This window comes from Nitrobacter vulgaris, assembly GCF_031453995.1.
Taxonomy (GTDB): domain Bacteria; phylum Pseudomonadota; class Alphaproteobacteria; order Rhizobiales; family Xanthobacteraceae; genus Nitrobacter; species Nitrobacter vulgaris.
This window is the reverse complement of record NZ_JAVDPZ010000001.1, coordinates 88,065-113,923: the sequence shown is the minus strand read 5'-3', so window position 1 is coordinate 113,923 and position 25,859 is coordinate 88,065. Positions and strand designations below refer to the sequence as shown.

21 protein-coding genes are annotated in these 25,859 nt (G+C 59.7%); 1 reads left to right on the top strand and 20 read right to left on the bottom strand.

Going from position 1 to position 25,859, the window contains the following annotated elements; translation table 11 throughout:
* Positions 1-20 precede the first annotated feature (20 nt).
* The 16 genes from lpxB to pyrF form a co-directional block, all read right to left on the bottom strand.
* On the bottom strand, positions 21-1,214 hold the full coding sequence (lpxB, locus tag GGQ85_RS00550) for a lipid-A-disaccharide synthase (protein WP_309772703.1): 1,194 nt from the start codon (positions 1,212-1,214) through the stop codon (positions 21-23).
* The gene (locus tag GGQ85_RS00545; protein WP_309772701.1) at positions 1,214-2,071 is read right to left on the bottom strand and encodes an LpxI family protein; all 858 of its coding nucleotides are present in this window, start codon (positions 2,069-2,071) and stop codon (positions 1,214-1,216) included. The genes lpxB and GGQ85_RS00545 overlap by 1 nt, the downstream gene beginning before the upstream one ends.
* Positions 2,072-2,090: 19 nt before the next feature.
* Entirely contained in the window at positions 2,091-2,897 is an 807-nt protein-coding gene (gene lpxA, locus GGQ85_RS00540; protein WP_309772699.1) for an acyl-ACP--UDP-N-acetylglucosamine O-acyltransferase, read from the bottom strand.
* Positions 2,897-3,352, bottom strand: coding sequence for a 3-hydroxyacyl-ACP dehydratase FabZ (gene fabZ / locus GGQ85_RS00535; RefSeq protein ID WP_079446649.1), 456 nt, complete (start codon positions 3,350-3,352; stop codon positions 2,897-2,899). The genes lpxA and fabZ overlap by 1 nt, the downstream gene beginning before the upstream one ends.
* 31 nt (positions 3,353-3,383) lie before the next feature.
* Positions 3,384-4,460, bottom strand: a complete 1,077-nt coding sequence (gene lpxD / locus GGQ85_RS00530) for a UDP-3-O-(3-hydroxymyristoyl)glucosamine N-acyltransferase (protein WP_309772694.1) — start codon at positions 4,458-4,460, stop codon at positions 3,384-3,386.
* 32 nt (positions 4,461-4,492) lie between these two features.
* Positions 4,493-7,021: an outer membrane protein assembly factor BamA gene (gene bamA, locus GGQ85_RS00525; protein ID WP_309772692.1), complete on the bottom strand. Its 2,529-nt coding sequence runs from the start codon at positions 7,019-7,021 to the stop codon at positions 4,493-4,495.
* Positions 7,022-7,305: 284 nt separating this feature from the next.
* Complete coding sequence (rseP, locus tag GGQ85_RS00520; protein WP_309772690.1) at positions 7,306-8,457, bottom strand: RIP metalloprotease RseP; 1,152 nt, start codon at positions 8,455-8,457, stop codon at positions 7,306-7,308.
* 45 nt (positions 8,458-8,502) lie between these two features.
* The gene (dxr, locus tag GGQ85_RS00515) at positions 8,503-9,726 is read right to left on the bottom strand and encodes a 1-deoxy-D-xylulose-5-phosphate reductoisomerase (protein ID WP_309772688.1); all 1,224 of its coding nucleotides are present in this window, start codon (positions 9,724-9,726) and stop codon (positions 8,503-8,505) included.
* 3 nt (positions 9,727-9,729) lie between these two features.
* Positions 9,730-10,572, bottom strand: coding sequence for a phosphatidate cytidylyltransferase (locus tag GGQ85_RS00510; RefSeq protein WP_309772686.1), 843 nt, complete (start codon positions 10,570-10,572; stop codon positions 9,730-9,732).
* A gap of 188 nt (positions 10,573-10,760) precedes the next feature.
* A complete protein-coding gene (locus tag GGQ85_RS00505; protein ID WP_079446653.1) occupies positions 10,761-11,519 on the bottom strand; it encodes an isoprenyl transferase in 759 nt (252 codons plus the stop codon).
* Positions 11,520-11,537: 18 nt separating this feature from the next.
* Positions 11,538-12,101: a ribosome recycling factor gene (gene frr, locus GGQ85_RS00500; protein ID WP_079446654.1), complete on the bottom strand. Its 564-nt coding sequence runs from the start codon at positions 12,099-12,101 to the stop codon at positions 11,538-11,540.
* Positions 12,102-12,152: 51 nt separating this feature from the next.
* Positions 12,153-12,869: a UMP kinase gene (gene pyrH / locus GGQ85_RS00495; protein WP_079446655.1), complete on the bottom strand. Its 717-nt coding sequence runs from the start codon at positions 12,867-12,869 to the stop codon at positions 12,153-12,155.
* A 49-nt stretch (positions 12,870-12,918) separates the two neighbouring features.
* Positions 12,919-13,842, bottom strand: coding sequence for a translation elongation factor Ts (gene tsf / locus GGQ85_RS00490; protein WP_079446656.1), 924 nt, complete (start codon positions 13,840-13,842; stop codon positions 12,919-12,921).
* A gap of 126 nt (positions 13,843-13,968) precedes the next feature.
* The gene (locus GGQ85_RS00485) at positions 13,969-14,967 is read right to left on the bottom strand and encodes a 30S ribosomal protein S2 (RefSeq protein WP_079446657.1); all 999 of its coding nucleotides are present in this window, start codon (positions 14,965-14,967) and stop codon (positions 13,969-13,971) included.
* 190 nt (positions 14,968-15,157) lie between these two features.
* Positions 15,158-18,664: a DNA polymerase III subunit alpha gene (gene dnaE / locus GGQ85_RS00480; protein ID WP_309772679.1), complete on the bottom strand. Its 3,507-nt coding sequence runs from the start codon at positions 18,662-18,664 to the stop codon at positions 15,158-15,160.
* An 820-nt stretch (positions 18,665-19,484) separates the two neighbouring features.
* Complete coding sequence (gene pyrF / locus GGQ85_RS00475; RefSeq protein ID WP_079446659.1) at positions 19,485-20,207, bottom strand: orotidine-5'-phosphate decarboxylase; 723 nt, start codon at positions 20,205-20,207, stop codon at positions 19,485-19,487.
* Positions 20,208-20,438: 231 nt separating this feature from the next.
* On the opposite strand from pyrF, the gene GGQ85_RS00470 reads away from it, so the two are divergent.
* Entirely contained in the window at positions 20,439-20,690 is a 252-nt protein-coding gene (locus GGQ85_RS00470) for a DUF3551 domain-containing protein (RefSeq protein ID WP_309772677.1), read from the top strand.
* 36 nt (positions 20,691-20,726) lie between these two features.
* Here the strand turns inward: GGQ85_RS00470 and GGQ85_RS00465 are convergent, their stop codons facing one another.
* The 4 genes from GGQ85_RS00465 to GGQ85_RS00450 all read right to left on the bottom strand — a co-directional run bounded on the left by GGQ85_RS00465 (position 20,727) and on the right by GGQ85_RS00450 (position 25,852).
* Entirely contained in the window at positions 20,727-21,425 is a 699-nt protein-coding gene (locus GGQ85_RS00465; protein ID WP_079446661.1) for an ABC transporter ATP-binding protein, read from the bottom strand.
* 7 nt (positions 21,426-21,432) lie between these two features.
* Positions 21,433-22,713, bottom strand: coding sequence for a lipoprotein-releasing ABC transporter permease subunit (locus GGQ85_RS00460; RefSeq protein ID WP_309772674.1), 1,281 nt, complete (start codon positions 22,711-22,713; stop codon positions 21,433-21,435).
* Between the two features lie 73 nt (positions 22,714-22,786).
* On the bottom strand, positions 22,787-24,106 hold the full coding sequence (proS, locus tag GGQ85_RS00455; RefSeq protein WP_309772671.1) for a proline--tRNA ligase: 1,320 nt from the start codon (positions 24,104-24,106) through the stop codon (positions 22,787-22,789).
* 171 nt (positions 24,107-24,277) lie between these two features.
* Positions 24,278-25,852, bottom strand: coding sequence for a copper resistance CopC/CopD family protein (locus tag GGQ85_RS00450; protein ID WP_309772669.1), 1,575 nt, complete (start codon positions 25,850-25,852; stop codon positions 24,278-24,280).
* Positions 25,853-25,859 lie beyond the last annotated feature (7 nt).

The following is a 25,859-nucleotide window of genomic DNA, read 5'->3' as shown; positions in this document are numbered from 1 at the left end:
AATCCAAAAGCTGGAGTCTTCTACCGTTTCCGCCCGCGCGACTCCCGCATGACCTCGAGCACGATATCGGCCGCGCGCTCACTCGGCGAACGCTGCCCTGTGGACATGATCGTATCGAGCTTGGCAAAAGCCTCGAGCTGAAGCTGCCGCATCGGTGAATCTGTCAGAACCTCCCGCAGCGCCGGCGCAAGATTCCGGGCTGTACAATTTTCCTGGAGGAGTTCCGGGATGACATTCTCACCGATCACGAGATTGGCCAGAATGACCGATGATACACGAACGACGCGCTGCGCGATCCACGCTTCCACCCTACCCCCTTTATATGCAGCGACCATCGGAACGCCCGCCAAGGCAAGCTCGAGCGTCACGGTGCCTGACTTGGCGAGTGCCGCGCGCGCCGCGCGAAACGCGGCGCGCTTGTCATCGTCGCCGACCACGATCCTTGGCCGACGCGGCCAGTTCGCGACGGCTATTGTGATCTCGTCGACGAGATGCGGCATTGTGGGCAAAATTACATCGATCTCGGGGGCGCTCTGTCGCAACACCTCGATGGTCTCGCCGAAGACGGAGAGGTGATGGCGGATTTCACTACGCCGGCTCCCGGGCAATACCAGAAGCGTCGGAGCTACCTCATCGCGCCGCCGACGTTCCTCGGCGTCCGGCCGCAGCACTCCAACCTGCTCGAGTAGCGGATGGCCGACATAGGTGCAGGGGGGACCTTCAAGCCTGCGATACGCTTCCGGTTCGAATGGTAGCAGCGCCAATACGTGATCGACATAGCTACGCATGGCCCGCGCCCTGCCGGGCCGCCAGGCCCACACCGAGGGGGAGACGTAATCCACGATCGGCAAGCCGCGCCGCCGAGCGCGCACGCGTCGCGCCACGCGGTGGGTGAAGTCGGGACTGTCGATAATGACGAGCATGTCCGGCGCAGCCGCGATAACGGCATCCGCTGTCTCGCGTATCCGCCGCAGGATCATGGGAAGCTGCTTCACCACGGCCGCGAATCCCATGATCGACAGATCTTCGATCGGGAACAACGACACGAGACCTTCGCGCGCCATTGACTGACCGCCGACGCCTTCGAACCGCACAGTGTCGCCGAGCCGCCGCCGCAAAGCTTTCATCAGGCTGGAGCCGAGGCGGTCGCCGGACTCTTCCGTTGCAATGAGAAATATTTTTCGGGAGTGATCTGCTGACGCCTTGTCCGGCATTATGCAGACAGCCCGACAACGAACAGGTTTGATGCGTCCGCCTCGCCGACCAGCGCCTGTGGTTCTGCGACGAGCGTATTCCCGGCGACAACGGCCAGTCCGGCTAGCCCGGCGGCGGCCGCATTTTCGATGGTTTGCGGACCTAGCGTCGGCAGATCGTAGCGCAAGTCCTGTCCGTGCTTTGGTGCCTTTACGAGCACGCCGCGCTGGCCCTTGGCACGGATTCGTCCGTTGGCACGCAGTTGGGCGATACGAGCCAAAAGCGCGTCCGTTCCTTCGATTCCCTCCACGCCGACCACATGACCGTCGATTACAACGACAGCCTGCCCGACGTCGAAGGGACTGAGGGCGCGCAGCATGTCCAGCCCTTTAGCTATGTCACTGGCCGCGGATTGATCCGGAGTTTTCCGGGTCAGGCATCCGGCAGGCATCAGCAGATCCGGCGCGATGTCCTTGATCCCCACCATTCGGAAACCGTCACGTTCCAGAATGCGACCGATCCCCGACAGCAAATGGTCATCGCCACCCCGAAACGCCGCCAAAACATGTCCCATCACCCGGACGGTTCCCCAGTCCAGGCGAATCTCCGACAGCGCCGGGCGAACCAGCGTCCCGATGAAAATCAGATCTCGGCAGTTTTCCGCGCGCAACAGCCGCACAACCTTTCCGATCTGGCCGACCGCGATCCAGTGATGTGTGAAATGCGACACCTTTTCCGGGTCGCATACGCCCTTCAACGCGAAGAAGACGGGTTTGAGACCTCGCGCGGTCAGCGAATCGGCAACCGCGAACGGCAATACTCCGCCGCCGGCGATCAAGCCGATCGGCGAGGAAATACCCGAAACACGATCAGTCATGACTAACACGCCGACTCCGCTATGCGGATTTGTTTGCGCCGTCCTCCGGCAGACAGAGAGGACGATGTTTATCCTCGCCAATAAACGTCAGTATCTCCGCAATAGCAGGATCGTCTGACGCACGTGATTGGACACGCTGGAGACGGTCTGCAAAGAGACCCGGCCCGTAAAACAGTTCCTGATAGAACGACCTGACCTTGACGAGACGCTCGCGGGTGAACTTGCGGCGTCTCATGCCGACAACGTTAAGGCCCTCAAGATGCCCATGCTGGCCATTGACGAAGCCGTAGGGAATAACATCGCCACGGATGCCCGTGAGGCCGCCGATCATAGCCTGCCTGCCGATACGTGCGAATTGATGCACGGCAGAAAGACCGCCGATATAGACGAAATCCCCGACTTTGCAGTGTCCGCCCAGCGTTGCCGAATTGGCAAAAATCACGTCATCGCCGACCTGGCAGTCGTGGCCGACATGGCTGTAACTCATGAAGAACCCACGCGCGCCGATGCGTGTAACGCCGACATCCTTGGGTGTGCCGACGTTCATCGTCACACTTTCACGGATCGTGCAGCCGTCGCCAATCTCAAGGCGCGTCGGCTCGTTCCCATAACCCATATCCTGTGGCGCGCCACCAAGCGCCGCGAACGGATAGATCGTGCAATTGGCCCCGATAGTTGTGTGTCCCGTGATGGACACATGCGAGATCAGGCGGCAGTTCGGACCGAGGACGACGTGGGGACCAACCGTGCAGAACGGCCCAATCTCGGTCGATTCTCCAATCACGGCGCCAGCTTCAATCCGGGCGGTAGGATCGATCCTGCCCATCAGTCGGTCAGCATCGCGCCGACGTCCGCCTCGGCGACGACCACGCCGTTCACCTTGGCATCACCGTGAAACCACCACATCGTCTTACGGCGCCCGATGCTGCGCATGTGATACTCGACAATATCGCCGGGCATGACTGGTTTGCGAAACTTGCATTTATCGATCGTCAGAAAATAAACCGCGCGCGGCTTTTCCGTGCCCTCCACCGACATGATGCCGATGACGCCCGCCGTCTGTGCCATCCCCTCGATCATAAGCACTCCCGGATAAACCGGTCGTTCCGGAAAATGCCCCTGGAATGCAGGCTCGTTGACCGTGACGTTCTTCACGCCGACCCCACTATGGTCGGCCCGAATATTGAGAACCCGGTCGATCAGCAAAAACGGATAACGATGAGGAAGGGTCTTGAGAATGGTGGCAATGTCCACATGCTCGAACCTGACCGGCGACTCCATTACTCAGCACCTCGATCCTTCATTCGGTAATTCAATCCTTCGGAGCGGCTTTGGCCGATCCGGCATTAGGAGCACTATTGCGCGCCAGGCGCTCCACTGCAAAAAGTTCGCGGTACCATTGCTTGGTCGGTTTCGCGAAATAACCGCCCCAGCGACCGTTCGGGGGGATATCGTCCTTGACCCCGCTCATGGCAGTGACCTGCGCGCCGTCACCGATGTGAAGGTGGTTGTTGATTCCGACCTTGGCGCCCAGCGCCACGTTGTCGCCGATCGTCAGGCTGCCCGCCAGGCCGATCTGCGCCGCCAGCAGGCAACGCCGGCCGATCGTCACGTTGTGCCCGACCTGAACCTGATTATCGATTTTTGTTCCTTCTCCGATGACGGTGTCGCGCAGGCTGCCGCGGTCAATGGTCGTACCCGCGCCGATTTCGACATCATTCTGGATCAGCACACGTCCGGTCTGCGGGACCTTCACATGACCTTCCGAGCCAAAGAAAATGAAACCGTAACCGTCCTGCCCGATATGGCAGCCCGGGTGGATGAGAACATTGTTGCCGATAAAGGCAGCCTGAATCGTCGTTCCTGCACCGACGTTGCAGTTTCTGCCGATCCGGACGCCTGGGCCAATCACAGCACCAGAACCGATAACCGAACCAGTCCCGATCTGCACTTCCGGACCGATCACCGCCAACGGATCGATCACGACTTCGTCTTCGAGATGCGCAGACGGATGTATGACGGCGGATGCAGCGATAGCCGCGTTATCAAACCAGGACTGCGGCCGCAACACATCGTCATGAAAATCACGAGCGATGCTTACGAACGCACGAAACGGAGCTTTCGAGCGCAGAACCGCCACATGAGCCGGAACATCAGCTTCGAAACGCGGACCGACCAAACAGGCGCCGGCCTTGGTCGCCGCAAGTTGCGCGGTATATTTGTGGTTGTCAAAAAACGCGAGATGCATAGGGCCGGCCTGATCGAGTGAGGCCAAGCCGACAATCCGAAGGTCGCTCCGGGACGCATCGACCAACTGCGCTCCCGTCGATGAGGCTATCTCCGCCAAAGTCAGCGGCGGCGGCCGCTTAAAGAATGCCGGTTGCGTCATTCCATCCGTCGCGGTTCGCGCAGTGGTCACGCTCAGAACGTGGTTCCGCCGCCAAACCTGAACTCCTGCACGCGGTCGTACTGACCCTTCGTGATCGGCACGGCGTAGTCGAAGCGAAGCGGGCCAAACGGAGACTGCCAGATCAAGCCGACGCCGACCGAGCTTCGGACCACATTGGTGTCGTCAAATTGAAGACCCGCGCAGGTACCCGGACTGGTGCTCGACGTGCTTCGCACACAGCCGGGCGCATTGATTTCATTGGTCAGTGCGTACGACGTTGGTCCCTGGTAGCCCCAGAGCGAGCCGGCATCCGCGTAAACGGCGCCCTTCAAACCCACTTCCTTCGGCATGAACCAGAACGGCATCTGCAACTCGACCGACGCGCCCCAGTACTTGGTGCCGCCCAAAGCATCCCTCGTGCTCAGGAAATTGATATCGCGCGGACCGATGCCGTACGGCGCGAAGCCTCGCACCAGATTTGGTCCCATCTGGAAGTTATCCAGCATGCGGATTCCGTTCTGACCGGCATAGGCGCCGACATTGTTCAGAATACCGCCTTGCAGATGGATCAGCCCGACAATGTCGGAGACCAGTGGTTGATAGTACTTCGCGTCGAGCGCCGTCTTAAGGTATTTGACGTCGCCGCCGACGCCGGCAAAATCCTGCCTGAAATCGATCAGCAGACCAGCGGTCGGGTTCTTGTTGTTATCGAGGGTGTTGTAGGTCAGCGTGTAGCCGAGCATCGAGGTCAGCGTCCGGCCGCGCTCCAGCTCCCGGCGGATCGGCAGAGAGGCCTCGCCATCGGAGTAGCAGCCGAGGCTCGAACCATCCCACACTCCATTGGCATTCATGAACGCTGGCGAGGGATTGTAGTTCGGGTCGCCGAAGTTGTTGTTACAGTTCCGCAGAGCGCTCGGCAGGCCGATCTCCTGCTGGAAGATCGAATAACGCAGTTGCAGCGTCAGATCCTCCCGCAGGCCGAAGCCCAGCCGCGGGCTGAATCCGAGCGTCTTCATGTTATAGGAAATCCATTGGTTGGCGAGTTGTTCGCGCTGGTAAAGGTCGAGCCCGAGCGCGACGCGATAATCCAGCAGGAACGGCTCGACAAACGACAGCGAGTATCCCCTCGCCCACTGCCCGTATTGGACCGAGGCCTTCGCATACAGACCACGGCCGAGCAGATTGCGCTCGGAGACGCTGACTTCCGCAAGCGCGCCTTGGGTCGTCGAAAAGCCGCCGGACACCGAGAAATCACCGGTCGATTTGTCTTCGACCTCGACGTCGAGAATCACGCGGTCACTTGAAGAGCCAGGCTCAGTCGTGATCTTGACCGTCTTGAAGAAGTCGAGATTTTTCAGGCGGCGCTCCGCACGATCTACCAGCGACCTATTGTAGGCATCGCCCTCCGAAATATCGAACTCACGCCGGATCACATAGTCTCGCGTCCGTGTGTTGCCCCTGACGTTGATGCGCTCGATATAGGTTCGCGGACCCTCGTCGATCGCGAATACGATTGAGACGGTATGGGCATCGAAGTTACGATCGCCTCGCGGGCGCACGACGGCGAAAGCATACCCGCGCCGCGACGCTTCGACTTGCATCTCTTCGACGGACTTCTCCAGTGCTTCGGCGTTGTAGAGCGATCCGACGTTGACACGAGAAAAACTGCGCATCGAATTTCCGTCGAATGTCGGAATCGACGACTCAAACGCCACCGATCCGACGCGGTACTGCTGGCCTTCGTCAATCTTGAAGGTCACGAGGAACCCGTGGCGACCGGGATCGTATTCGGTCAGGGCGGCGATGATCTGAACATCGGCATAGCCATGCTTCAGATAATAGCGGCGCAGCAAGTCGCGGTCGGCCTCGACGCGGTCGGGATCATAGGTGTCCCCTCCGCCGAGGAAGCTAAGGAAGTTCGATTCGTGCGTCTTGATGACGTCCTTCAGCCGGTAGGACGAAAAGGCTTGGTTGCCGATAAACTCAATCGAGGCGATGCCGGTCTTGTCTCCTTCAGCGATCGTGAAGATGAGATCGACGCGGTTGTTGGGCTGTTCGATGAACTCGGGTGTGACGTGCACATCGTAGCGGCCGGAATGGCGATAGATTTCGACGATTCGCCGGACGTCAGACTGAACCATCGGCCGGGAAAACGTACCGCGCGGCTTGGACTGGATTTCCGACTTCAGTTGATCGTCCTTCACCTTCTTGTTGCCCTCGAAGGCAACCCGGTTGATGACCGGATTCTCGACGACCGAGACCACCAGCCCGTTCCCCACCCGGTTGATCCTGACATCCTGAAACAGGCCGGTTTCGATCAGCGCTTTCAAGGCGTCATCGATGCTGGCCTGGTCAAGGCGCCCGCTGGCATCCGGCTTGAAATAGGAACGGATCGTATCCAACTCGACGCGGCGGTTCCCCTCGACGGAGATCGACGACAGCGTCTGGGCGGCAGCGGGAGACGACACGAGTGGGACGGTCATCACAGCGGCGACCGGCACGCCAATGGAAATCAGGGCGGCGAGCAATGTCCCCCTTAACACTCGCATTCCAACATTCATGCGCAACGCGCCCTTATCAATTCTGACGCCGCCCAGTTCCCCCTCAGGCGGCAGATTCCCATTCGCGCTGTTTGTAGCCAATTTTCCTTCAGTGGCAAACGGCCATTCGCAGTGCAATTCTAATTTAATTCCAAGACGTTGCCCATAAGTCACGCCCGAATCACAACGATCCTGGATTAAGCCTCAGCCAGAATCGAACGTGATCGATTCCAAGAAATTTCAGGGCGACGTGCGGGCGGAAAACCGCGAAGAATTTTTGCTCATCCCGCCCTGGAGCGAACGACTCACGATCCAGCCAGGTGCAGAATATCGTTGTAGGTGGCGAAAACCATTAACATCAACACCAGACCCAGCCCGATTCGAAAACCCACTTCCTGCGCACGCTCGGATATCGGCCGACCCCGCACGGCTTCCGCCGCGTAAAATAAAAGGTGCCCGCCATCCAGCAACGGAACCGGAAACAGGTTTAGCAGTCCAATCGATACGGAAAGAACGGCGGCAAGATGGATCAACTCAGCGAAGCCGATCGTGGCTACCTGCCCGGAAATCTGAGCAATCCGCAGCGGTCCTCCAACCTGGTCGGCGGCCTCGCGCCCGGTGAAAATCCCGCCGATATAAGCCATCGTGCGGTCGACCACGAACCAGGTTTCCTTAACTCCCAACCATAGTGCCACCGCCGGGTTCACATATTCCCTGGTGACGTCCCCTGGCGAGGTCGCGCGCGTGATTCCGAGAACGCCGATCCGGTAAATGTTTCCGAACCGGTCCTTGATCTCCTTGAGCTCCGGCACTCCTTTGAGATCAATGATGGAATCGCCTCGCTTCACTGCGAATGTCAGCGTCTCGCCGGCACTGGTGCCGACGATCCGCTGCATGTCAGAAAAGCTGTCGATCTTACCGCCATTGATCGCGGCCACGATATCGCCGGCCTTGAAACCGGCGGCTTCAGCGGCGCTGCCGGCCTGTATCCCGTCTACGCGAGCTGTCGTGCTGGGCTTACCGAGAAACATCAACAGGCTAGCGAAAATAACAATCGCGAGGATAAAGTTGGCGATGGGGCCGGCAGCAACGATCGCGGCGCGCGGACCAACCTTCTTGTGATGAAAGCTGCTCTCGCGCTCCTCCGCCGTCATGGAGGCAAGGGTCGCGTTCGAGGGATTGCTGGCTTCGGAATCATCGCCAAAGAACCTGACGTATCCGCCCAGGGGAATCGCGGAGAGCTTCCAGCGCGTTCCGTGCCTGTCGTTGAAGCCCGCCAGCTCGGGTCCGAAGCCCACGGAAAATGTCAGCACCTTCACGCCCGTCCAGCGCGCAACGAGAAAATGGCCAAGTTCGTGAAAGAAAACAACGATGGTGAGGACAAACAGGAACGGAACGATGTAGCCAATCAAACCTGAGCTTAGCATATTGAAACTATTAAGAAAAAAATCGGCCATTCCGTTTCCCTCGTCCAGTGCCGGTGGCCCTGTTCCCGTCCACGCCTAAGATGCCTTTGCGGCAATTTGAGGCAATAGTGAAGCAGCCATATTTCGCGCGTTATGGTCAACGGCGATGGCGTCATCAGCCGACGCCAAGGGCGCGAGATTTCCTGCCCGGACCCAGCCATTCATGGTGGCTTCGACCAGGCGTGCGATGGCGCCAAATCTGATCTTCTCAGCGATAAACGCCGCGACGGCGATCTCGTTTGCAGCGTTGTAGACCGTGGTTGCGCCATTTCCGGTCCGCAGCGCATCATAAGCGAGCCGCAACGCCGGGAATCGGGCGAAATCCGGCGCCTCGAAAGTCAGTTGTCCGATTTTAGCGAGATCGAGCTTCGCCGCCGGTCCCGCAATGCGTTCCGGCCAACCGAGGCAATGTGCGATCGGCGTCCGCATGTCGGGGGTGCCAAGTTGAGCGACGACGGATCGGTCTGAGAACTCGACCATGCCGTGGACGATCGATTGCGGGTGAACCAGGACGTCGATCTCGTCCGGCGTCAGCGCAAACAGGCAGGCGGCCTCAATGACTTCGAGCCCCTTGTTCATCATCGACGCTGAATCGATGGTGATCTTCTGTCCCATGCTCCAGTTCGGGTGCTTCAACGCCTGCGCCAACGTCGCCTTCTCGATGTCAGCTGCCGCCCAGGTGCGAAACGGTCCTCCTGACGCGGTGATGATGACGCGCGTGAGTTCATCGCGATTTCCCGAACTCAGAGCCTGAAACAAGGCATTGTGTTCGGAGTCCGCTGGCAGGATGCAAGCTCCCGCCTTCGCGGCGCGCTGCATGAAGAAATCGCCGGCGCAGACCAGGCATTCCTTGTTCGCAAGCGCAATCGTCGTCCCTCGATCGACGGCTGCAAGCGCGGGCTTCAGTCCAGCCGCGCCGCTCACCGCGGCCATCAGCCAGTCGGCTGGACGCGAAGCGGCCTCGATGATCGCGCTTTCGCCGACACCACACTCGATACCGCTACCAGCAAGCGCATCCTTTAATTCGCCAAAGCGAGCGGTATCCGCGACCGCCACAAACCGCGCGTCGAATTCGCGCGCCAGCTTGACAAGGCCTTCAACATTGGAGTTCGCGGTTAGGGCCTCGACCCGATAGCGGCCGGGCGCGCCGCGCAACAAATCCATGGTGCTGTCGCCGATCGATCCGGTCGCTCCCAGAACCGTCACGGTCCTGACGCCAGCCTCAACCGGCTTGTCGTTTTTCAACGGAACAGCACTCATACCTCACCAACCCATAAGAGCGTGACCGATGCCATTGGCATCGCCAAGCAGAAATCCGAAAAACATGGCGAACACGATCGCCGCAACAAAGCCGTCGAGACGATCGAGCAAGCCGCCGTGACCGGGAATGATCTGACTGGAATCCTTGACTCCGAATCGCCTTTTGACCGCGGATTCAAACAAATCGCCCGATTGCGACACGATTGACAGAACCGCCCCAAGGAAAAGCAAAGACGTCAGATTTCCAAAACCAAAAGCCGAAAATCCGGCGGCAACTGCAAGGCTCGCGACGAAACCGCCTGCCGCACCCGCCCATGTCTTCTTCGGACTGACGCGAGGCCACAATTTGGGTCCGCCGATTCCGCGGCCCGCGAAGTATCCCCCGATGTCCGTCACCCACACCACCAGGAGCACAAACATCAACGCGACAAATCGGTATTCGCCGTCGAGGCGAACCTGAACCGCCGCGAATGCGGCAGCCGCCGCATAACAGAATCCACCGACTGACCAGAGCCGCAACTGTTGCGACATCGCTGCGACCACCGCGGCGCCGATCAGGAGAACAACCAGCGAAACCGCGTCGTATCCGAGCGCCAGGCACAGGCTGGAGACAACGAGGGCTGCGATCCCTGCGACAACCGTCCGCCTTTCCTGCGCGGTGCCGACGATCGTCAGCCATTCGACGTACATGCCGATGGCCGCGAGGGTCACAAGACCTATCCATAGCGGTCCGCCAGCCCATGCGATCGCAATCGCAGCTGGCGCAAGCACCAATGCCGCAATGATACGCGTCCGGAGATTTCGCGATCCGCTTGCGGCAACCGGCGCGAGTTGATCCTGATTCACACTAATGTCCCGAGTCCAAGTTCGAATGTCCTTAGCTAGCAACCTTTGATACGAACTTCGGAATCAAAGGCAAACTAACATCTTATAGTCTAGAATCTTTCCGCTTCTGATGGATGATGCAGACTCTATGATTTTGATTGGCGCGCTTCTTCACGCGACCGATAACCACTTCGTTCGAAAAGCTATGATCACGATCCGGCTTTCGCAGCCAGCCCGCCGAAGCGTCGTTCGCGTCTGGCATATTCGGCGATCGCGCCTTCGAGCGCCGTTCTGTCGAAATCCGGCCAGTGAATCGGGACGAATACAAACTCACTGTAAGCCGCTTGCCACATCAGGAAATTCGACAGCCGCTGCTCGCCGCTTGTGCGAATGATCAAGTCAGGATCGGGAATGTCCGGCGCGTCGAGATATCGACCCAGCGTATCGGCATCGACCGTGGCCGGGTCGCGCTTGCCGTCAGCGACTTCACGAGCAAGGCGCTGGGCAGCCTTTGCGATTTCCTGTCGCGAGCCATAGTTGAATGCAACGACAAGATTAAGCCGGTTGTTGTTCTTCGTCAGGTCCTCGGCCTCTGTCAGCAGCGCGCAGATATCCGGCTCCAACCCGGCACGCTCGCCGATAACTCGCACCCGCACTCCGTCGCGGTGCAGCGTTGCCAGATCATTACGGACGAACCTTCGCAGCAAGCCGAAGAGATCGCCGATCTCGCTCGGAGGCCGCGACCAGTTCTCGGAACTGAATGAAAAAATGGTCAGATAAAGGATGTTCAATTCGCTTGCAGCACGGACCACGCGCCTCAACGCCTCGACGCCGCGGCGATGACCCTCCGCGCGCGGCAGTCCTCGAGCGGCCGCCCATCGGCCGTTGCCATCCATGATGATCGCAACGTGCAACGGTGTATCGGATTGGTCCGATCCCTCGATTGCAGGCGCAACAGCATTCGACATCAGGCCAGTCCAATCCTGCTAAACGGTAAGGATTTCCTTTTCCTTGCCCGCCAGCAACTGATCGATTTCGGAGATTACGCCGTCCGTAGCCTTCTGAACATCGTTCGCCAGGCGTTTCTCGTCGTCCTCGGAAATCTCGTGATTCTTTTCGAGCTTCTTGAGCGTATCCAAGCCGTCGCGACGCACATGACGAGCCGCCACCTTGGCCGCCTCCGCATATTTGTGCGCGACCTTTACCAATTCCTTGCGCCGCTCTTCGTTAAGTTCGGGGATACGCAGTCGCAATACCTGTCCCTCGGTAGCCGGGCTCAGTCCGAGGTTAGAATCGACGATCGCCTTCTCGACAGCCTTCACCATCGATCTGTCCCATACCTGTACCGACAGCAGGCGCGGCTCGGGGACACTGATCGTTGCAACCTGATTCAACGGCATGTGGCTGCCATAGGCATCGACTTGCACCGGGTCGAGCATTGACGGCGACGCCCGACCGGTCCGCAAGCCCCCCAGTTCATGCTTGAGGGACTGTATCGCTCCCTGCATTCGCCGCTTCAAGTCGCCGATATCGAAGTTTTCCGACGCCATGTGCCCTCCATCTGGAACTTGCCTGAACTACATCCGATCCGACGCCACGGATCAACTTGCGACGATCGTCCCGCGGCCGGTCCCCCTCAGGATGGCGCCGATAGAGTCCGGTTCGGCGATCGAGAACACAATGATAGGCAGTGACGTCTCGCGAGCAAGCGCGAAAGCCGTCGCATCCATGACCTTATAGCCGCCTTCGAGCGCCTGCGAGTGACTTAACCGTTCGAACCGTTTCGCCGACGGGTCCTTCTTCGGATCGGCACTATATACGCCATCCACGTTGGTCGCCTTGAGCACGGCTTGCGCACCGATCTCGGCGGCACGAAGCACCGCCGTCGTATCGGTCGTGAAATAAGGATTTCCGGTTCCGCCCGCGAGCAGAACAATTCGGTTCTCTGCAAGATATTTGTGCGCCGCACGGCGGGTGAAGAGCTCACAGACTTCGGGCATTACAAACGAAGAGAGGGCGCGCGCCGACTGCCCGCGGCGTTCGAGGGCGGCCTCGAGCGCAAGGCAGTTCATGACGGTTGCAAGCATTCCCATCGTATCGCCGGTCGGACGCGAGACGCCGCGGGACGATACCTCGACGCCCCGGAATATATTTCCTCCGCCGACAACGACCGCGATTTCAGCTCCCAGCGCGCGGGCCGCGGTCAGATCGCCGGCAATACGATCGATGGTGGGCTGATCGATGCCGAAAGATTGCGAACCCGCCAGATATTCCCCCGACAGCTTCACGACAACACGACGGTAGGCCGGCTGATCCATGATGCGTTAGCTCCGTCGCGAGTCAGACTGTCCCGCCTCAGATCCGGCGTCAGCCCTGTCCGGCCGCCGCAGCAACCTCGGCCGCAAAATCGGAATCGGCTTTCTCGATTCCTTCGCCGAGAGCATAGCGCACAAAGCCTGTAATCTTCACAGGCGCCCCAACCCTGCCCTCGGCTTCCTTAAGCGCCTGGCCAACACTCTTCTTGTCGTCGAAGATAAACGGCTGTTCCAGCAGCGTCTGTTCCTTGAAAAAGGTCTTCAGGCCGGACTCGGTGATCTTCTCGATCATCGCTTCCGGCTTGCCTTGTTGCCGAAACTTGTCAGCGAGGACGTCCTTCTCACGTGTGACGACATCCGGGTCGACTCCCGCGGGATCGATGGCCAGCGGATTCGTGGACGCGACATGCATCGCAATCTGGCGGCCAAGCGCTGCGAGCTCGTCGGCATTACCGGCGGACTCAAGAGCGACGATCACCCCCAATTTGCCTGCACCGTCGATCACGGCATTGTGGACATAGCTCGCGACGACCCCCTTGGCGACCTCCAGCGAATCCGCGCGACGCAACGTCATGTTCTCACCGATGGTAGCGATGGCATCCGAGATCGCCGTCTCCACGGTGGCGCTACCAACCTTGGCGGCCTTGATCACCTCGACATTGGCACCGACGCTAAGGGCGACCTGCGCCACCATTTTGACCAATCCTTGAAACTGCTCATTGCGCGCAACGAAGTCGGTTTCCGAATTGACTTCAACGACGACACCCTTGTTGCCGCTGGTAACGACGCCGATCAGGCCCTCGGCTGCCACACGCCCCGCCTTTTTGGCAGCCTTGGAAAGTCCCTTCTTGCGCAGCCAGTCAATCGCAGCCTGCATGTCACCGTTGTTTTCGGTCAACGCCTGCTTGCAATCCATCATGCCGACGCCAGTGGTTTCGCGCAGCTCCTTGACCATCGCCGCGGTGATTGTCGCCATTGCTGTAATGTCCTTTGCCTGTCGGGAGATTGCGGGACGGCTTACTGCCCCCGCCACCTCTATTCAGGGATCAAGTCAGAAAATCAGGTGTGAAGCGGCCGGCCGCAACACCGCCCGCGCGTCACGTTATTCGGCCTCGGCGGTCATTGCCTTAGCCTGGGCAACCCAGCCGTCGGCCCGGCTTGGAAGGCCAACTTCTTCGCCAATCCTGTGCGCGGTATCGTGATCGAGCTCGGCAAGCTGCCAATAGTGAAAGATGCCGAGATCGTTGAATTTTTTCTCTATCGCCCCTGACACGCCCGTGAGCTTCTTGAGATCGTCGGCGACGCCTCGCGGCCCGGCGAGCCCCTGGAAGCCGGCAGGCTGCGCGGCATCCGGAAGCTGTTCCTGCACCGGCGCAACCGAGGCGCCGACGTCGATGCCGGAATCACCCTGAGCCCGCGAAATGCCGTCGATCGCCGCACGGGCAATGAGGTCGCAATACAGGCTGATGGCGCGGCCCGCATCGTCGTTACCGGGCACGATATATGTGATGCCTTTCGGATCGCAGTTGGTGTCCACGATCGCCGCGACCGGAATGTTCAGCCGCTGGGCTTCCTGGATCGCGATGTCTTCCTTGTTGGTATCGATCACGAAGATCAAATCGGGGAGACCGCCCATGTCCTTGATACCGCCGAGCGAACGATCGAGCTTGTCGCGCTCGCGCTGCAGCGTCAGCCGCTCCTTCTTGGTGTAGGCATTGGCATCGCCGGAATTGAGCACCTCGTCGAGATGGCGCAACCGCTTGATCGAACCGGAGATCGTTTTCCAATTGGTCAGCGTGCCGCCCAGCCATCGCGAATTGACGAAATACTGCGCCGAGCGCTTCGCCGACTCGGCGACGCCGTCCTGCGCCTGCCGCTTGGTGCCGACGAACAGGATGCGGCCGCCCTTGGCAACGGTATCGCTGACGGCCTGCAACGCACGGTGCAGCAACGGCACGGTCTGCGCGAGGTCGATGATATGGATGTTGTTACGCGCACCGAAAATGTACTCCGCCATCTTCGGATTCCAGCGGTGCGATTGGTGACCGAAATGAACGCCAGCCTCAAGCAGCTGACGCATGGTGAATTCAGGTAGCGCCATGGTAAAATTCTCCGGTTGGTTCCTCCGGAAACGTGTGAGCAGACCGAACCGTCAAACCAAAAGGAATGCGGTCCGGCAGCCACCGGACGGCTTTTTAGGCCATGTTTCCGTGTGAGATGCGGCCTGTATAGCGAGGGTACCCGCTATACGCAAGGCAATCCGACCCCGCCGCCTGCGCTGCCCGGGCCGGTCAGACGGCCTGAACGTCCACGACCCCCGACACCGCCTTGATCGCGCCCGCGATCTGAGGCGAAACCCGAAAGCGGCCCGGAAGCTTTATCTCCACCTCCGTTTCAAGGTCCAGCAACATCACCAGCGAGACGTCACCGTCGCCGGCTTGCCTTGACGCTGAAACTCCGGCGGCCCCGGCCGGGTCACCGCTTTCGTTTGCCAGGAGACGCTTTTCGATCGACTCGAGCGGCTTGGAATCGCGCAGGAAAATCCGCAGCCCCTTCTGTGTCTTGGCCGCGGCATCGTCGAGCGGCTCGGCACGGGACACCCGCGCCCGCACATCCTCTCCCTGCAACTCCGCGTCGAGTTGCAACAGCACTGCTGCTCCCGGCTCAAGTACGTCCCGAAATAGCGCCAGACCTTCTGAAAACAGCACCGCCTCGAAATGGCCGGTCGGATCGGACAGGCCGATGATGCCCATCTTATTACCGGTCTTGGTTCGCCGCTCCGTCCGCGAAAGCACCGTCGCGGCCACCTTGCCGGCGGTCGCACCAGCCTTCACCGCGCGGGAAAATTCGATCCAGGACTGGACGCGCAACCGCTTTAGCGCTGTCGCATAGTCGTCGAGCGGATGTCCCGAGAGGAAAAATCCAACCGCCTCATATTCGCGCCTCAGCCGATCAGCAGGCAGCCAAGCCTCCGCCCGAGGCAGCATGATGTCGGGCGCGTCCGCCATGCCGCCGAACATATCATTCTGACCGAGTATCGTTGCCTCGTGACTGCGCTGGCACGCGGCCAGGATCGCCTCGGCGCCGGCGAACACGCGGGCGCGGTTGGGCTCGAGCGCATCGAACGCTCCGGCGGCTGCGAGGCTTTCGATCACGCGCTTGTTGATGGCGCGTGGCGGCACCCTGGCGGCGAAATCGGCCAGCGAGGTGAAAAAGCCGTTCTTGCGGGCTTCGACGATCAGTTCGACCGCGTGTGCGCCAACCCCTTTCAGCGCGGCCAGCGCATAACAAATAACGCCTTCGCTCACCTCGAAGGTCGCGCCAGAGCGGTTGACCGACGGCGCTTCGACCTTGATGCCCAGGCGGTGGGCTTCCGCGCGAAATTCCGAAAGCTTGTCGGTGTTGCTCATGTCGAGCGTCATTGACGCCGCCAGAAATTCGACGGGGAAATGCGCTTTCATATACGCCGTCTGATAGGAGACGAGCGCATAGGCCGCCGCATGGCTTTTGTTAAATCCGTAATCAGCGAATTTCGCCAGCAGCTCAAAGATCGTTTCCGCTTGGCCTTTGGGAACGCCGCTTTTTACGGAGCCGGCAACGAAGATCGCGCGTTGCTTTTCCATTTCCGCGCGGATTTTCTTGCCCATCGCCCGCCGCAACAGGTCGGCGTCTCCGAGCGAGTAGCCGGCCATAACTTGGGCGATCTGCATGACCTGTTCCTGATAGATGATGACGCCGAAGGTTTCCTTCAGGATCGGCTCGAGCATTGGATGAAGAAACTCCGCCTCCTCCTCGCCGTGCTTGCGCGCGCAATAGGTCGGAATATTCGCCATCGGCCCCGGCCGATACAGCGCGACCAGCGCGATGATGTCCTCGAAACGGTCCGGGCGCATGTCCACCAGCGCTCGCCGCATACCCTGGCTTTCAACCTGAAACACGCCGACCACGTCGCCTTGCGCCAGCATCTGGTAGCTGGGTGCATCATCGAGCGGCAGTGTAGCGAGATCGACGTGGATATTGCGCTGCTTTAGCAACTTCACCGCAACGTCAAGAACGGTCAGCGTCTTCAGGCCGAGAAAGTCGAACTTCACGAGGCCTGCCGGCTCCACCCACTTCATATTGAACTGAGTCACCGGCATGTCAGACTTTGGATCGCGATACAGCGGCACGAGTTCGCTCAAGGGGCGATCGCCGATCACGATGCCCGCCGCATGGGTCGAGGCGTGACGTGTCAGCCCCTCGAGGCGCTGGGCGATATCGAACGCGCGCGCTACCACAGGATCCTCATCGCGAAACGCTTGAAGCTTCGGCTCCCCTTCGATCGCCTGCTTCAACGAGACCGGCGCTGCGGGATTTTGCGGCACCAGCTTGGTGAGCTTATCCACCTGACCGTAAGGCATCTGCAGGACGCGGCCGACGTCGCGCAGCACGCCCCGCGCCTGTAGCGTGCCAAAGGTGATGATTTGCGCGACCTGATCGCGACCGTAGCGCTTCTGCACGTAGTCGATGACCTCACCGCGCCGTTCCTGGCAGAAATCGATGTCGAAGTCCGGCATCGATACGCGTTCGGGATTGAGGAAACGCTCGAAGAGCAGGCCGAACCGGATCGGATCGAGATCGGTGATCGTGAGCGCATAGGCTACCAATGAGCCGGCGCCGGAACCACGTCCGGGCCCGACTGGAATTCCCTCGGACTTGGCGTATTTGATGAAGTCCGCAACGATCAGGAAGTAGCCCGCATAATTCATGCGAGTGATGACGTCGAGTTCAAAACCAAGGCGCGCGTGGTAGTCGGTCTCCATCATTCCAGTCGAGACGCCGTGCACCGCCAGCCGCTTCGCAAGCCCCTCTTCCGCCTGCCGCCGCAATTCAGCAGCTTCATCGTTTTTGCCGTCCGCCGCGGCGGCGTCGGAGGCCACTGTAAAGTTCGGAAGGATCGGCTTGCGTGTCATGGGCCGGAACGCGCAACGTTCTGCGATTTCAACCGTGGACGACAACGCTTCGGGGATGTCGGCAAACAGGACAGCCATTTCCGCGCGGGTTTTGAAGCGATGATCGGAAGTCAATTGCTCGCGTTCGGTCTCCGCAACCAGGCGACCGCCGGCGATACACAGCAAGGCGTCATGGGCCTCATAATCATCGGAGCTGGCAAAATACGGCTCGTTGGTTGCAACCAGCGGAAGACCCTTCGCATAAGCGAGGTCGATCAACGCACCTTCGACTCGCCGTTCCTTGTCCAGGCCATGACGCTGCAACTCCACGTAGAGCCGGTCGCCGAAAATCTTGGCGAGTTGATCGCAGCGAGCAATCGCAAGCGCTGAATGATCGGCGGTGAACGCCAACGCCACAGGGCCCTCCGGCCCGCCGGTCAAGGCGATCAAACCTTCGTTCTCATCCCGAAGCCACTCCCAACTGATGTGCGGGCTGTAATGCACCGGCGTTTCGAGGAACGCCCGGGAGTTCAGTCTCATCAAGTTACGATAACCGACCTCGCGAGTCGCCAGCAGGACGATTCGGGCGGGTGGAAGCGCATTCCGCGCATTGGCGTCCTGATCTCCGAAATCCACTGCCAGTTCACAGCCGATGATCGGCTGAATGCCCTGGCCCGCGACCTTGTCGGAGAATTCCAGCGCACCGAACATATTGTCGGTATCAGTGAGCGCCAATGCCGGTTGGTGATCCGCCCTGGCGAGCTCCGCCAGTTTCTGGATCTTGATCGAGCCTTTCAACAACGAATAGGCCGAATGGACATGCAGGTGAACGAAACCTGCGTTAGCCGCGATTGTTTTCTGGATCATGGCTTTTAGCAATCATCGGGGCGAATCGGCACAGGCCGACCCGCAGCGAATGAATGGTGAGGGCTTGCACCTGGTGAGTCCATCCGAAACCCCCACACCCGCGCGGCTGTTCTCGCTTTCCCCAGTCCGCCGGACCTCGCTCACGAAAGTTGAGGAATAAGCTGCGCCCAGACGGCAACCATTCCAACGAACAGCACGATCGACGCCAGCGCCGACGCCTCCTCCACAAACATTCTCAACATGGTTAGGCCCTCCTCTGACTAGAACATATGAGGAACATTGTTCCCTTTATGTTCTAAAAGTCAAGTAAGGACGACCTTGGAACAAATCCCTTGGTTAATGGCGCGGGTTTTGCCGACCACCGTCACTTGCGTGGCCGCTTGGTCAATTTGTACGACCACCAAGCCGTTGCGTGGTTCCAGCTTTTGATAGGTAGGCTACAGACGTCACAATCTGCATGCCCCGTGTCCTTAAACGGACTGGTATAGACCGTCACTGCGTAGACGGCGCCGCAACCAGAACAGGTATATTCACCGCCGTCGCGGCTTCGCACGCCAGGTTTGAGTTTCTGAGCCATAAAGGGCCGATAGCGCTCCTTGGTCCACTCCGCAAGTCGTTTCGTTCGCCGCGAAGAGACAAACTACCAAAGGTTCAGGCGCGGCTTAGTTGAGAAGAAATAACCTGCCGTATCTCACGTGGTTACCGCCGAACGGGAAAAGCCTGAGTTGGGATTCCTAAGAGTCTTTCATTTGACGAGTTTTCTTCACGCGAACCGGATTCCACTTCGCTCAAAAACGCTTCAGCTTTCGAGAGATAAGCCTTAATCCGGGCGCAACGCATCCGCCATTTCCTGAATGATCGCTTGCGCGGCGGCTTTTGGATTATCCGCGGCGTAGATCGGCCTGCCCAACACCAGGTAATCCGCCCCCGCACGCATGGCTTCAAACGGTGTGGCCACCCGCTTCTGATCATGCTTGGCGCCGCCGCTCGGGCGGATACCAGGCGACACGATCATCAGCTTGTTGCTGGTCTGCTTGCGAAGCTCGGCGACTTCCAGGGCCGACGCGATGACGCCATCGACTCCAACCTCAAGCGCCCTCTTCGCGCGTGCAACGACCAAGTCTTCGACGCTGCACTCGAATCCCATTTCCTTGATATCCTCGGCATCCATGCTTGTGAGCACAGTGACGCCGAGAACCTTCATGTCGGAGTTGCCGCGACCGGCGACGGCAGCTTTCATGATGCTCGCAACGCCATGCACGGTCAGGAAGGTGATCTTCAACTCGGCTGCCTGGGCGACCGCGCGTTGAACGGTCTCTGCGATGTCGTAATATTTGTAATCCAGGAAAACCCGCTTGCCCTCCGCAATGAGTTCCCTGGCAAATTCGTTTCCGCCGACGAGTTGCAGCCCTAAACCGACCTTGTAAAAAGAGACTTCGTCGCCCAAGTCCCGAACGAGCTTCCTTGCATCCTCGATATTCCAGTAATCGAGAGCGACAATCAGCTTCTCACGGGCGAGGTCGAGATAGTGTGAGCCGGTCATGCCGCGGGCCACCTCAATGCTTGTCAAAGGACCTCGAAAGTTCGAGGGTTGGTTAGCCTGACACCGAACTTTTGAAGTTTTGCGTTTAGCGAGATGGAACTACTTCAGGCGAGGATATATATCAATATGCGGGGCAGTCACACGCCCGCCTGCAAGCTTTGCGACTTGATAACTTGATACGCGGCCAAAAAGCGAAAGTGCTTATCAGTTCATTCATTCAGGACTCATTTGATGCGCGGAACTTTCATCGCTCTAGCTCTGATTTTCTCGTGCGCCACAGCTAACGCCCAGAACTGGGACCCCCGTTATCCGGTCTGCCAGATGCTTTACTCACCGGTCACGATGAGCGACTGCCGCTTTGAAACGATGGAGCAATGTAGGGCGTCCTCAAGGGGCTTGTACGCCCAATGCATGGAGAACCCCTATTTCGCCGGCACGCCAGACGATCGGAGGCGACCACGACGACGACACCACTACCAATAATCAAGACGAAAGTCGGCGCCGTCTGGTCAAATCCCTTCAGTCGAGTTCGACCACGTGACCGTTCTCAAGCGATACTCGCCGGTCCATCCGATCTGCGAGTTCCAAGTTGTGCGTCGCGATCAGCATTGCCACCTGAGTCGCTTTCACAAGCTGCATCAGCGCATTGAACACATGATCTGCTGTTTGGGGATCGAGGTTGCCGGTCGGTTCGTCCGCAAACAGCACCCGCGGCGCGTTGGCAACGGCACGCGCGATCGCAACCCGCTGCTGTTCTCCGCCGGATAACTCTGCCGGACGATGGGTGACGCGATCCTCTAGGCCGAGATAAGCGAGAATTTCGTGTGCGCGCTTGACCGTCTCTGCGCGCTTGAGACCGCGGATCATCTGCGGCAGCATAACGTTTTCAAGCGCGGTGAACTCCGGAAGAAGACGGTGCGACTGATAGACGAACCCGATATCGGTGCGCCTTATCTGCGTACGCTCAACGTCCGAAAGGCTGGACGTCGCGGTTCCTCCGATATAGACCTCCCCTGCATCAGGGCTTTCGAGCAGCCCGGCAATATGCAGCAGGGTTGACTTGCCCGATCCCGACGGGGCCACCAGCGCAACGGACTGGCCCGCCCACAAGGCAAGCTTCGTGCTGTCCAGAATGGTCAGTCTCGTTTCACCCTGCGTATATTGACGCCTGATATCGTGAAGATAAACAACCGGTACTTCCTTCGTCTCTTGCTCCATGTCGGGCTCACTCGTACCGCAGGGCATCGACGGGATCGAGCCGCGCCGCGCGCCATGACGGATAAAGAGTCGCGAGAAACGACAGCGTCAGCGCCATGATCACAACGGCGCTGGTCTCCCGAACATCGATTTCGGCCGGCAGTTTGGACAGAAAGTAAAGCTCAGGTGAGAACAGCTCCGTGCTGGTAAGCCATGAGAGAAATTCGCGGATCGACTCGATATTGAGACAGATCACGAGCCCCACCACAAAGCCGGTAAGCGTGCCGACCACGCCGATTGCCGCCCCCGTGATCAGGAAGATACGCATGATCGCTCCCTGAGAAGCGCCCATGGTGCGCAAAATGGCGATATCGCTCCCCTTGTCTTTGACCAGCATGATCAGCCCTGAAACGATATTCAGCGCCGCGACCAGGACAATCAGCGTCAGGATCAGAAACATCACATTGCGTTCGACCTGGAGCGCATTGAAAAACGTCGAATTCCGCTGCCGCCAGTCGACCAGAAACACCGGGCGGCCCGCAGCTTCCGTCACCGACGCGCGGTATTCAACGATCTTGTCCGGATTGTCCGTATAGACCTCGATCGCGGTGACATCGTTGGCGCGATTGAAATAGGCCTGCGCCTCAGCCAGCGGCATGAATATGAAGGTGGAATCGTATTCCGACATCCCGATTTCGAACACCGCCGCGATCTTGTACGGCTTAATGCGCGGTGTCGTGCCCATCGGAGTTACGGCCCCGCGCGGTGCGACCAGCGTCACGCTGTCGCCCGCGTGCAGCGAGAGTTGATCAGCAAGACGCCGGCCGATGGCCACGCCTTGTCCGTCGTCGAACCCGTCGAGCGTCCCCTGTTTGATATTCTGGGCGATGGAGGTGAGATTGTTGAGATCATTAGCCCGGATGCCCCGGACGAGCACACCGGCGGCATTATACGGCGAAGACGCGAGCGCCTGACCGTCGACGACAGGCGCGGCAAGCCGTATCCCCTGCACCTGACTGACACGGTCCGCAACGTCCTTCCAGTCGGTGAGCGGCGACTCCAGCGGCTGAACCAAGAGGTGCCCGTTCAGGCCAAGGATCTTGCTAAGCAGTTCCGTGCGAAAGCCATTCATGACGGCCATCACGATAATCAGCGTGGCTACGCCGAGCATGATGCCGAGGAACGAGAAGCCGGCTATGACGGAGATGAACCCTTCCTTCCGCCGCGCTCGCAGGTAGCGCCCGGACAGCATCCACTCAAAGGCGGCAAACGGCTTGGTTCGGAGCGGCTCGTTCATGGTCTCATCCATCTTTCGATAATCCCATGATTCGCGGCCAATTGTGGCCGGAATGGCATTGAATGCCGCGCGCGGTGGATAATCGCTACGTCATCAACCGCGCAATCGCATCCTCCAACGCGACATGCTCTCGCGCCCCGTCGCTCCGTCGCTTGATCTCGACCTTGCCTTCGGCGAGCCCCTTCGGGCCCACCATCACCTGCCAGGGAATGCCGATCAGGTCGGCGGTTGCGAACTTCGCGCCTGCCCGCTGGTCGGTGTCATCGTAAAGCACGTCAACTCCCCTGGCGGAGAGTTCGCGATAGAGCCGTTCACATGCCGCATCAGTATCACTGGCGCCTTGTTTCAGATTCAGGATCGCCACCGCGAACGGTGCCACCGCTTCCGGCCATTTGATGCCCGTCTCATCATGACAGGCCTCGATGATCGCTCCGACGAGACGGGAGACCCCCACTCCGTAGGAGCCGCCATGGATCGGCTGCTCAATGCCGTCGGGGCCAGCCACCAGCGCCTTCATCGAGTCGGAATACTTGGTGCCGAAATAGAAGATCTGACCGACCTCAATGCCGCGGGTATGAACGCGTCTCTCTTCCGGAACCTCGCGCTCATAGCGCGACCCATCATGAACGTCCTCTGTCGCGGCATAGGCTGTGGTCCATTGCTTGACGATCGGCGTCAGATCGCCATCGTAATCCACATCCATGTCAGGTACCGGAAGATCGAGAACATCCTTGTCGATATAGACGCCGGATTCTCCGGTCTCGGCGAGAACGATGAATTCATGACTGAGATCGCCGCCGATCGGGCCGGTTTCCGCCCGCATCGGAATCGCCTTCAATCCCATACGCGCGAATGTGCGCAAGTAAGCGACGAACATCCTGTTGTAGGATCGCCGCGCGCCAGCTTCATCGATATCGAAGGAATAGGCATCCTTCATAAGGAATTCGCGGCCGCGCATGACGCCAAAACGGGGACGCTGCTCGTCACGGAACTTCCACTGGATATGGTAGAGGTTGAGCGGCAGGCTTTTATAGGAACGGATATAGCCGCGGAAGATCTCGGTGATCATTTCCTCGTTGGTCGGACCGAACAGCAGCTCGCGCTTGTGGCGATCCTGAATCCGCAGCATCTCCGGTCCATAGGCATCGTAACGCCCGCTCTCGCGCCAGAGATCCGCGAGTTGCAGCGTCGGCATCAATAGCTCGATCGCGCCGGCGCGGTTCTGCTCCTCGCGCACGATCGCCTCGATCTTCTTGAGCACCCGAAGACCCAGCGGCAGCCAAGCATAGATGCCGGCCGCCTCCTGGCGTATCATGCCTGCCCGCAGCATCAGCCGGTGCGAGACAATCTCGGCTTCCTTCGGGGTCTCCTTCAGAATCGGCAAAAAGAACCGCGACAATCGCATGGGCAGGCCTGGAATCGCTTGGGGACACGGACGCTGGCAGTGAAACCGGATCGGCCAGCAAAATACAAGGTCTGCAAGACGACAAGCCGCGCAAAAGCGACGGAATTTCACGTTTTCGGAGTCAGTCGAAAGAATAAAGCAGAGTTTGATTCAACGCAGTTAAAACGGACTCTAATGGATCTGAATCTCTGCCTCGGCATGAAATTGATCGAAATCCGAGATCAGCACATCGAGTGCGAGAGTCCATCGCCCGGCGACCGGGATCGCCATCGAAACCTGCCATTGTCCTTCGCCGGAGGACCTCGCTTCAGCAATCGAGGCCTCGACACCGTTCTCCTGACTGGACAGCGTCACGGAAACGGCCTTGGCGGCAAGCACCTGCTCGTCCGGTGTCCGCAACTGGATGGCAATACTGACAGGACCGGACCGGCCACGTGACACGGTAATGTCCGCCATCAAGCGTTCGGTATGAACGTGCGTAAACAGGGGTTGGGCGGCGAGAAGGGCGCGAGGCGGAGGTGTAAAACGCCAAAGTCCAACGACGCCGAAGATGCCGACCACCAGGACCAGTTCGGCAATGATCGTCCGTCGCATGAGACGGCGAGACTTGTCCCGACCCTCCCCGACCTGCGGAGTAAGAGACAGCCGATTCCAGAGCGCTATCGCCAGCAACAGTGCTATCAGCATGAGCTTGATCGCGAGAACGCGGCCGTAGCTCGTCGTCCACAACGCGTCCGGCCGCTCGAGTTGCACGACGGCGAGCAGCAGTCCGCTCGCCAGCAGCGCTGCGACAGCGAAGGGGATGACCCACGAAAACCGCTTCAGGACCTCGATCGCGGCCTGGCGAGGCCCGCGCATCGCCAGCGCGAGCGGAGCCAGCGACCCGACCCAGAATGCCAGAGCAATGCCATGCACAAACACCGCGGGCGCGGTGAGCCATCGCGGCGAAGCCGTGGCAGCATGACCGGTCGTCGCCAGCGCCAATCCAACACCCAATAGAGCGCCGAGCGACATCACCCTGGCGCGGGTCCCGCCGACCCGATGCGATAGCGAGGCCAGCAGCAAGGCCGCAGCCGCGATCACGACCGACAACCCGAACGAGCCGTGAGCGCCTACGATCCACACCTCCGGGTCCGGTAACGACGATAACGGCAACGCCAGGGCATCGAGCCCTCGCAGCCCTACACCAATTGCCAAACTGCCCAATGCGACCAGATCGATGACGTTACCGATGACGCGCGCGGCAGGCGCGGACGGTGCTTGCATCCATGCGACGAAGAACGCGCCGCCAACGCCGACGAACAAGCCGAGATAGACGGTTACCCGCGTCAGCCAGATCGCGCCACGAAGCAGCGCGTCGTCCGAGCGCATCGCTTGCGGTGCATTCGCGCCACGCTGGCCAATCCAAAATGTCGTGGAGCCGCCCACCGGATGACCATCGGCCGAAACCACACGCCAGCTGATGACGTGCGCGCCGTTGTCCAGCTTCGCCGGCGTGAGGATAAGCTGCGCGCCGTCGCGGCGAATCCGCGTGACGCTCTCAGCCGCTCCGCTCTCATCGACGATCCGGATCGTCAGCGGCTCGACGGGCTCGTTGAACGTCAGCGTCAGGGTCGCCGGCGAACGTGCCAACAGAGCGCCGTCAGCGGGATCACTGGCTATCAGGCTGGCGTGGGCCCAGGCCGCCGACGACAACAGCACTGTCATCAACAGCCAGCACCACACCACCTGCGCGAAATGTCTCACCGACGAC

What these genes read in the sequence shown, in the direction of transcription:
- GGQ85_RS00470 (WP_309772677.1), top strand. Translation starts at nt 20,439, where the DNA reads ATGCGCGGAACTTTCATCGCTCTAGCTCTGATTTTCTCGTGCGCCACA.
- fabZ (WP_079446649.1), bottom strand. Translation starts at nt 3,352, where the DNA reads ATGGAGTCGCCGGTCAGGTTCGAGCATGTGGACATTGCCACCATTCTC.
- lpxA (WP_309772699.1), bottom strand. Translation starts at nt 2,897, where the DNA reads ATGGGCAGGATCGATCCTACCGCCCGGATTGAAGCTGGCGCCGTGATT.
- dnaE (WP_309772679.1), bottom strand. Translation starts at nt 18,664, where the DNA reads ATGATCCAGAAAACAATCGCGGCTAACGCAGGTTTCGTTCACCTGCAT.
- frr (WP_079446654.1), bottom strand. Translation starts at nt 12,101, where the DNA reads ATGGCGTCGGAAAACTTCGATATCGGCGACTTGAAGCGGCGAATGCAG.
- lpxD (WP_309772694.1), bottom strand. Translation starts at nt 4,460, where the DNA reads ATGACGCAACCGGCATTCTTTAAGCGGCCGCCGCCGCTGACTTTGGCG.
- proS (WP_309772671.1), bottom strand. Translation starts at nt 24,106, where the DNA reads ATGCGATTGTCGCGGTTCTTTTTGCCGATTCTGAAGGAGACCCCGAAG.
- dxr (WP_309772688.1), bottom strand. Translation starts at nt 9,726, where the DNA reads ATGAGTGCTGTTCCGTTGAAAAACGACAAGCCGGTTGAGGCTGGCGTC.
- pyrF (WP_079446659.1), bottom strand. Translation starts at nt 20,207, where the DNA reads ATGACCGGCTCACACTATCTCGACCTCGCCCGTGAGAAGCTGATTGTC.
- GGQ85_RS00460 (WP_309772674.1), bottom strand. Translation starts at nt 22,713, where the DNA reads ATGGATGAGACCATGAACGAGCCGCTCCGAACCAAGCCGTTTGCCGCC.
- bamA (WP_309772692.1), bottom strand. Translation starts at nt 7,021, where the DNA reads ATGAATGTTGGAATGCGAGTGTTAAGGGGGACATTGCTCGCCGCCCTG.
- rseP (WP_309772690.1), bottom strand. Translation starts at nt 8,457, where the DNA reads ATGGCCGATTTTTTTCTTAATAGTTTCAATATGCTAAGCTCAGGTTTG.
- GGQ85_RS00485 (WP_079446657.1), bottom strand. Translation starts at nt 14,967, where the DNA reads ATGGCGCTACCTGAATTCACCATGCGTCAGCTGCTTGAGGCTGGCGTT.
- pyrH (WP_079446655.1), bottom strand. Translation starts at nt 12,869, where the DNA reads ATGGATCAGCCGGCCTACCGTCGTGTTGTCGTGAAGCTGTCGGGGGAA.
- GGQ85_RS00465 (WP_079446661.1), bottom strand. Translation starts at nt 21,425, where the DNA reads ATGGAGCAAGAGACGAAGGAAGTACCGGTTGTTTATCTTCACGATATC.
- GGQ85_RS00545 (WP_309772701.1), bottom strand. Translation starts at nt 2,071, where the DNA reads ATGACTGATCGTGTTTCGGGTATTTCCTCGCCGATCGGCTTGATCGCC.
- tsf (WP_079446656.1), bottom strand. Translation starts at nt 13,842, where the DNA reads ATGGCGACAATCACCGCGGCGATGGTCAAGGAGCTGCGCGAAACCACT.
- lpxB (WP_309772703.1), bottom strand. Translation starts at nt 1,214, where the DNA reads ATGCCGGACAAGGCGTCAGCAGATCACTCCCGAAAAATATTTCTCATT.
- GGQ85_RS00505 (WP_079446653.1), bottom strand. Translation starts at nt 11,519, where the DNA reads ATGTCGAATGCTGTTGCGCCTGCAATCGAGGGATCGGACCAATCCGAT.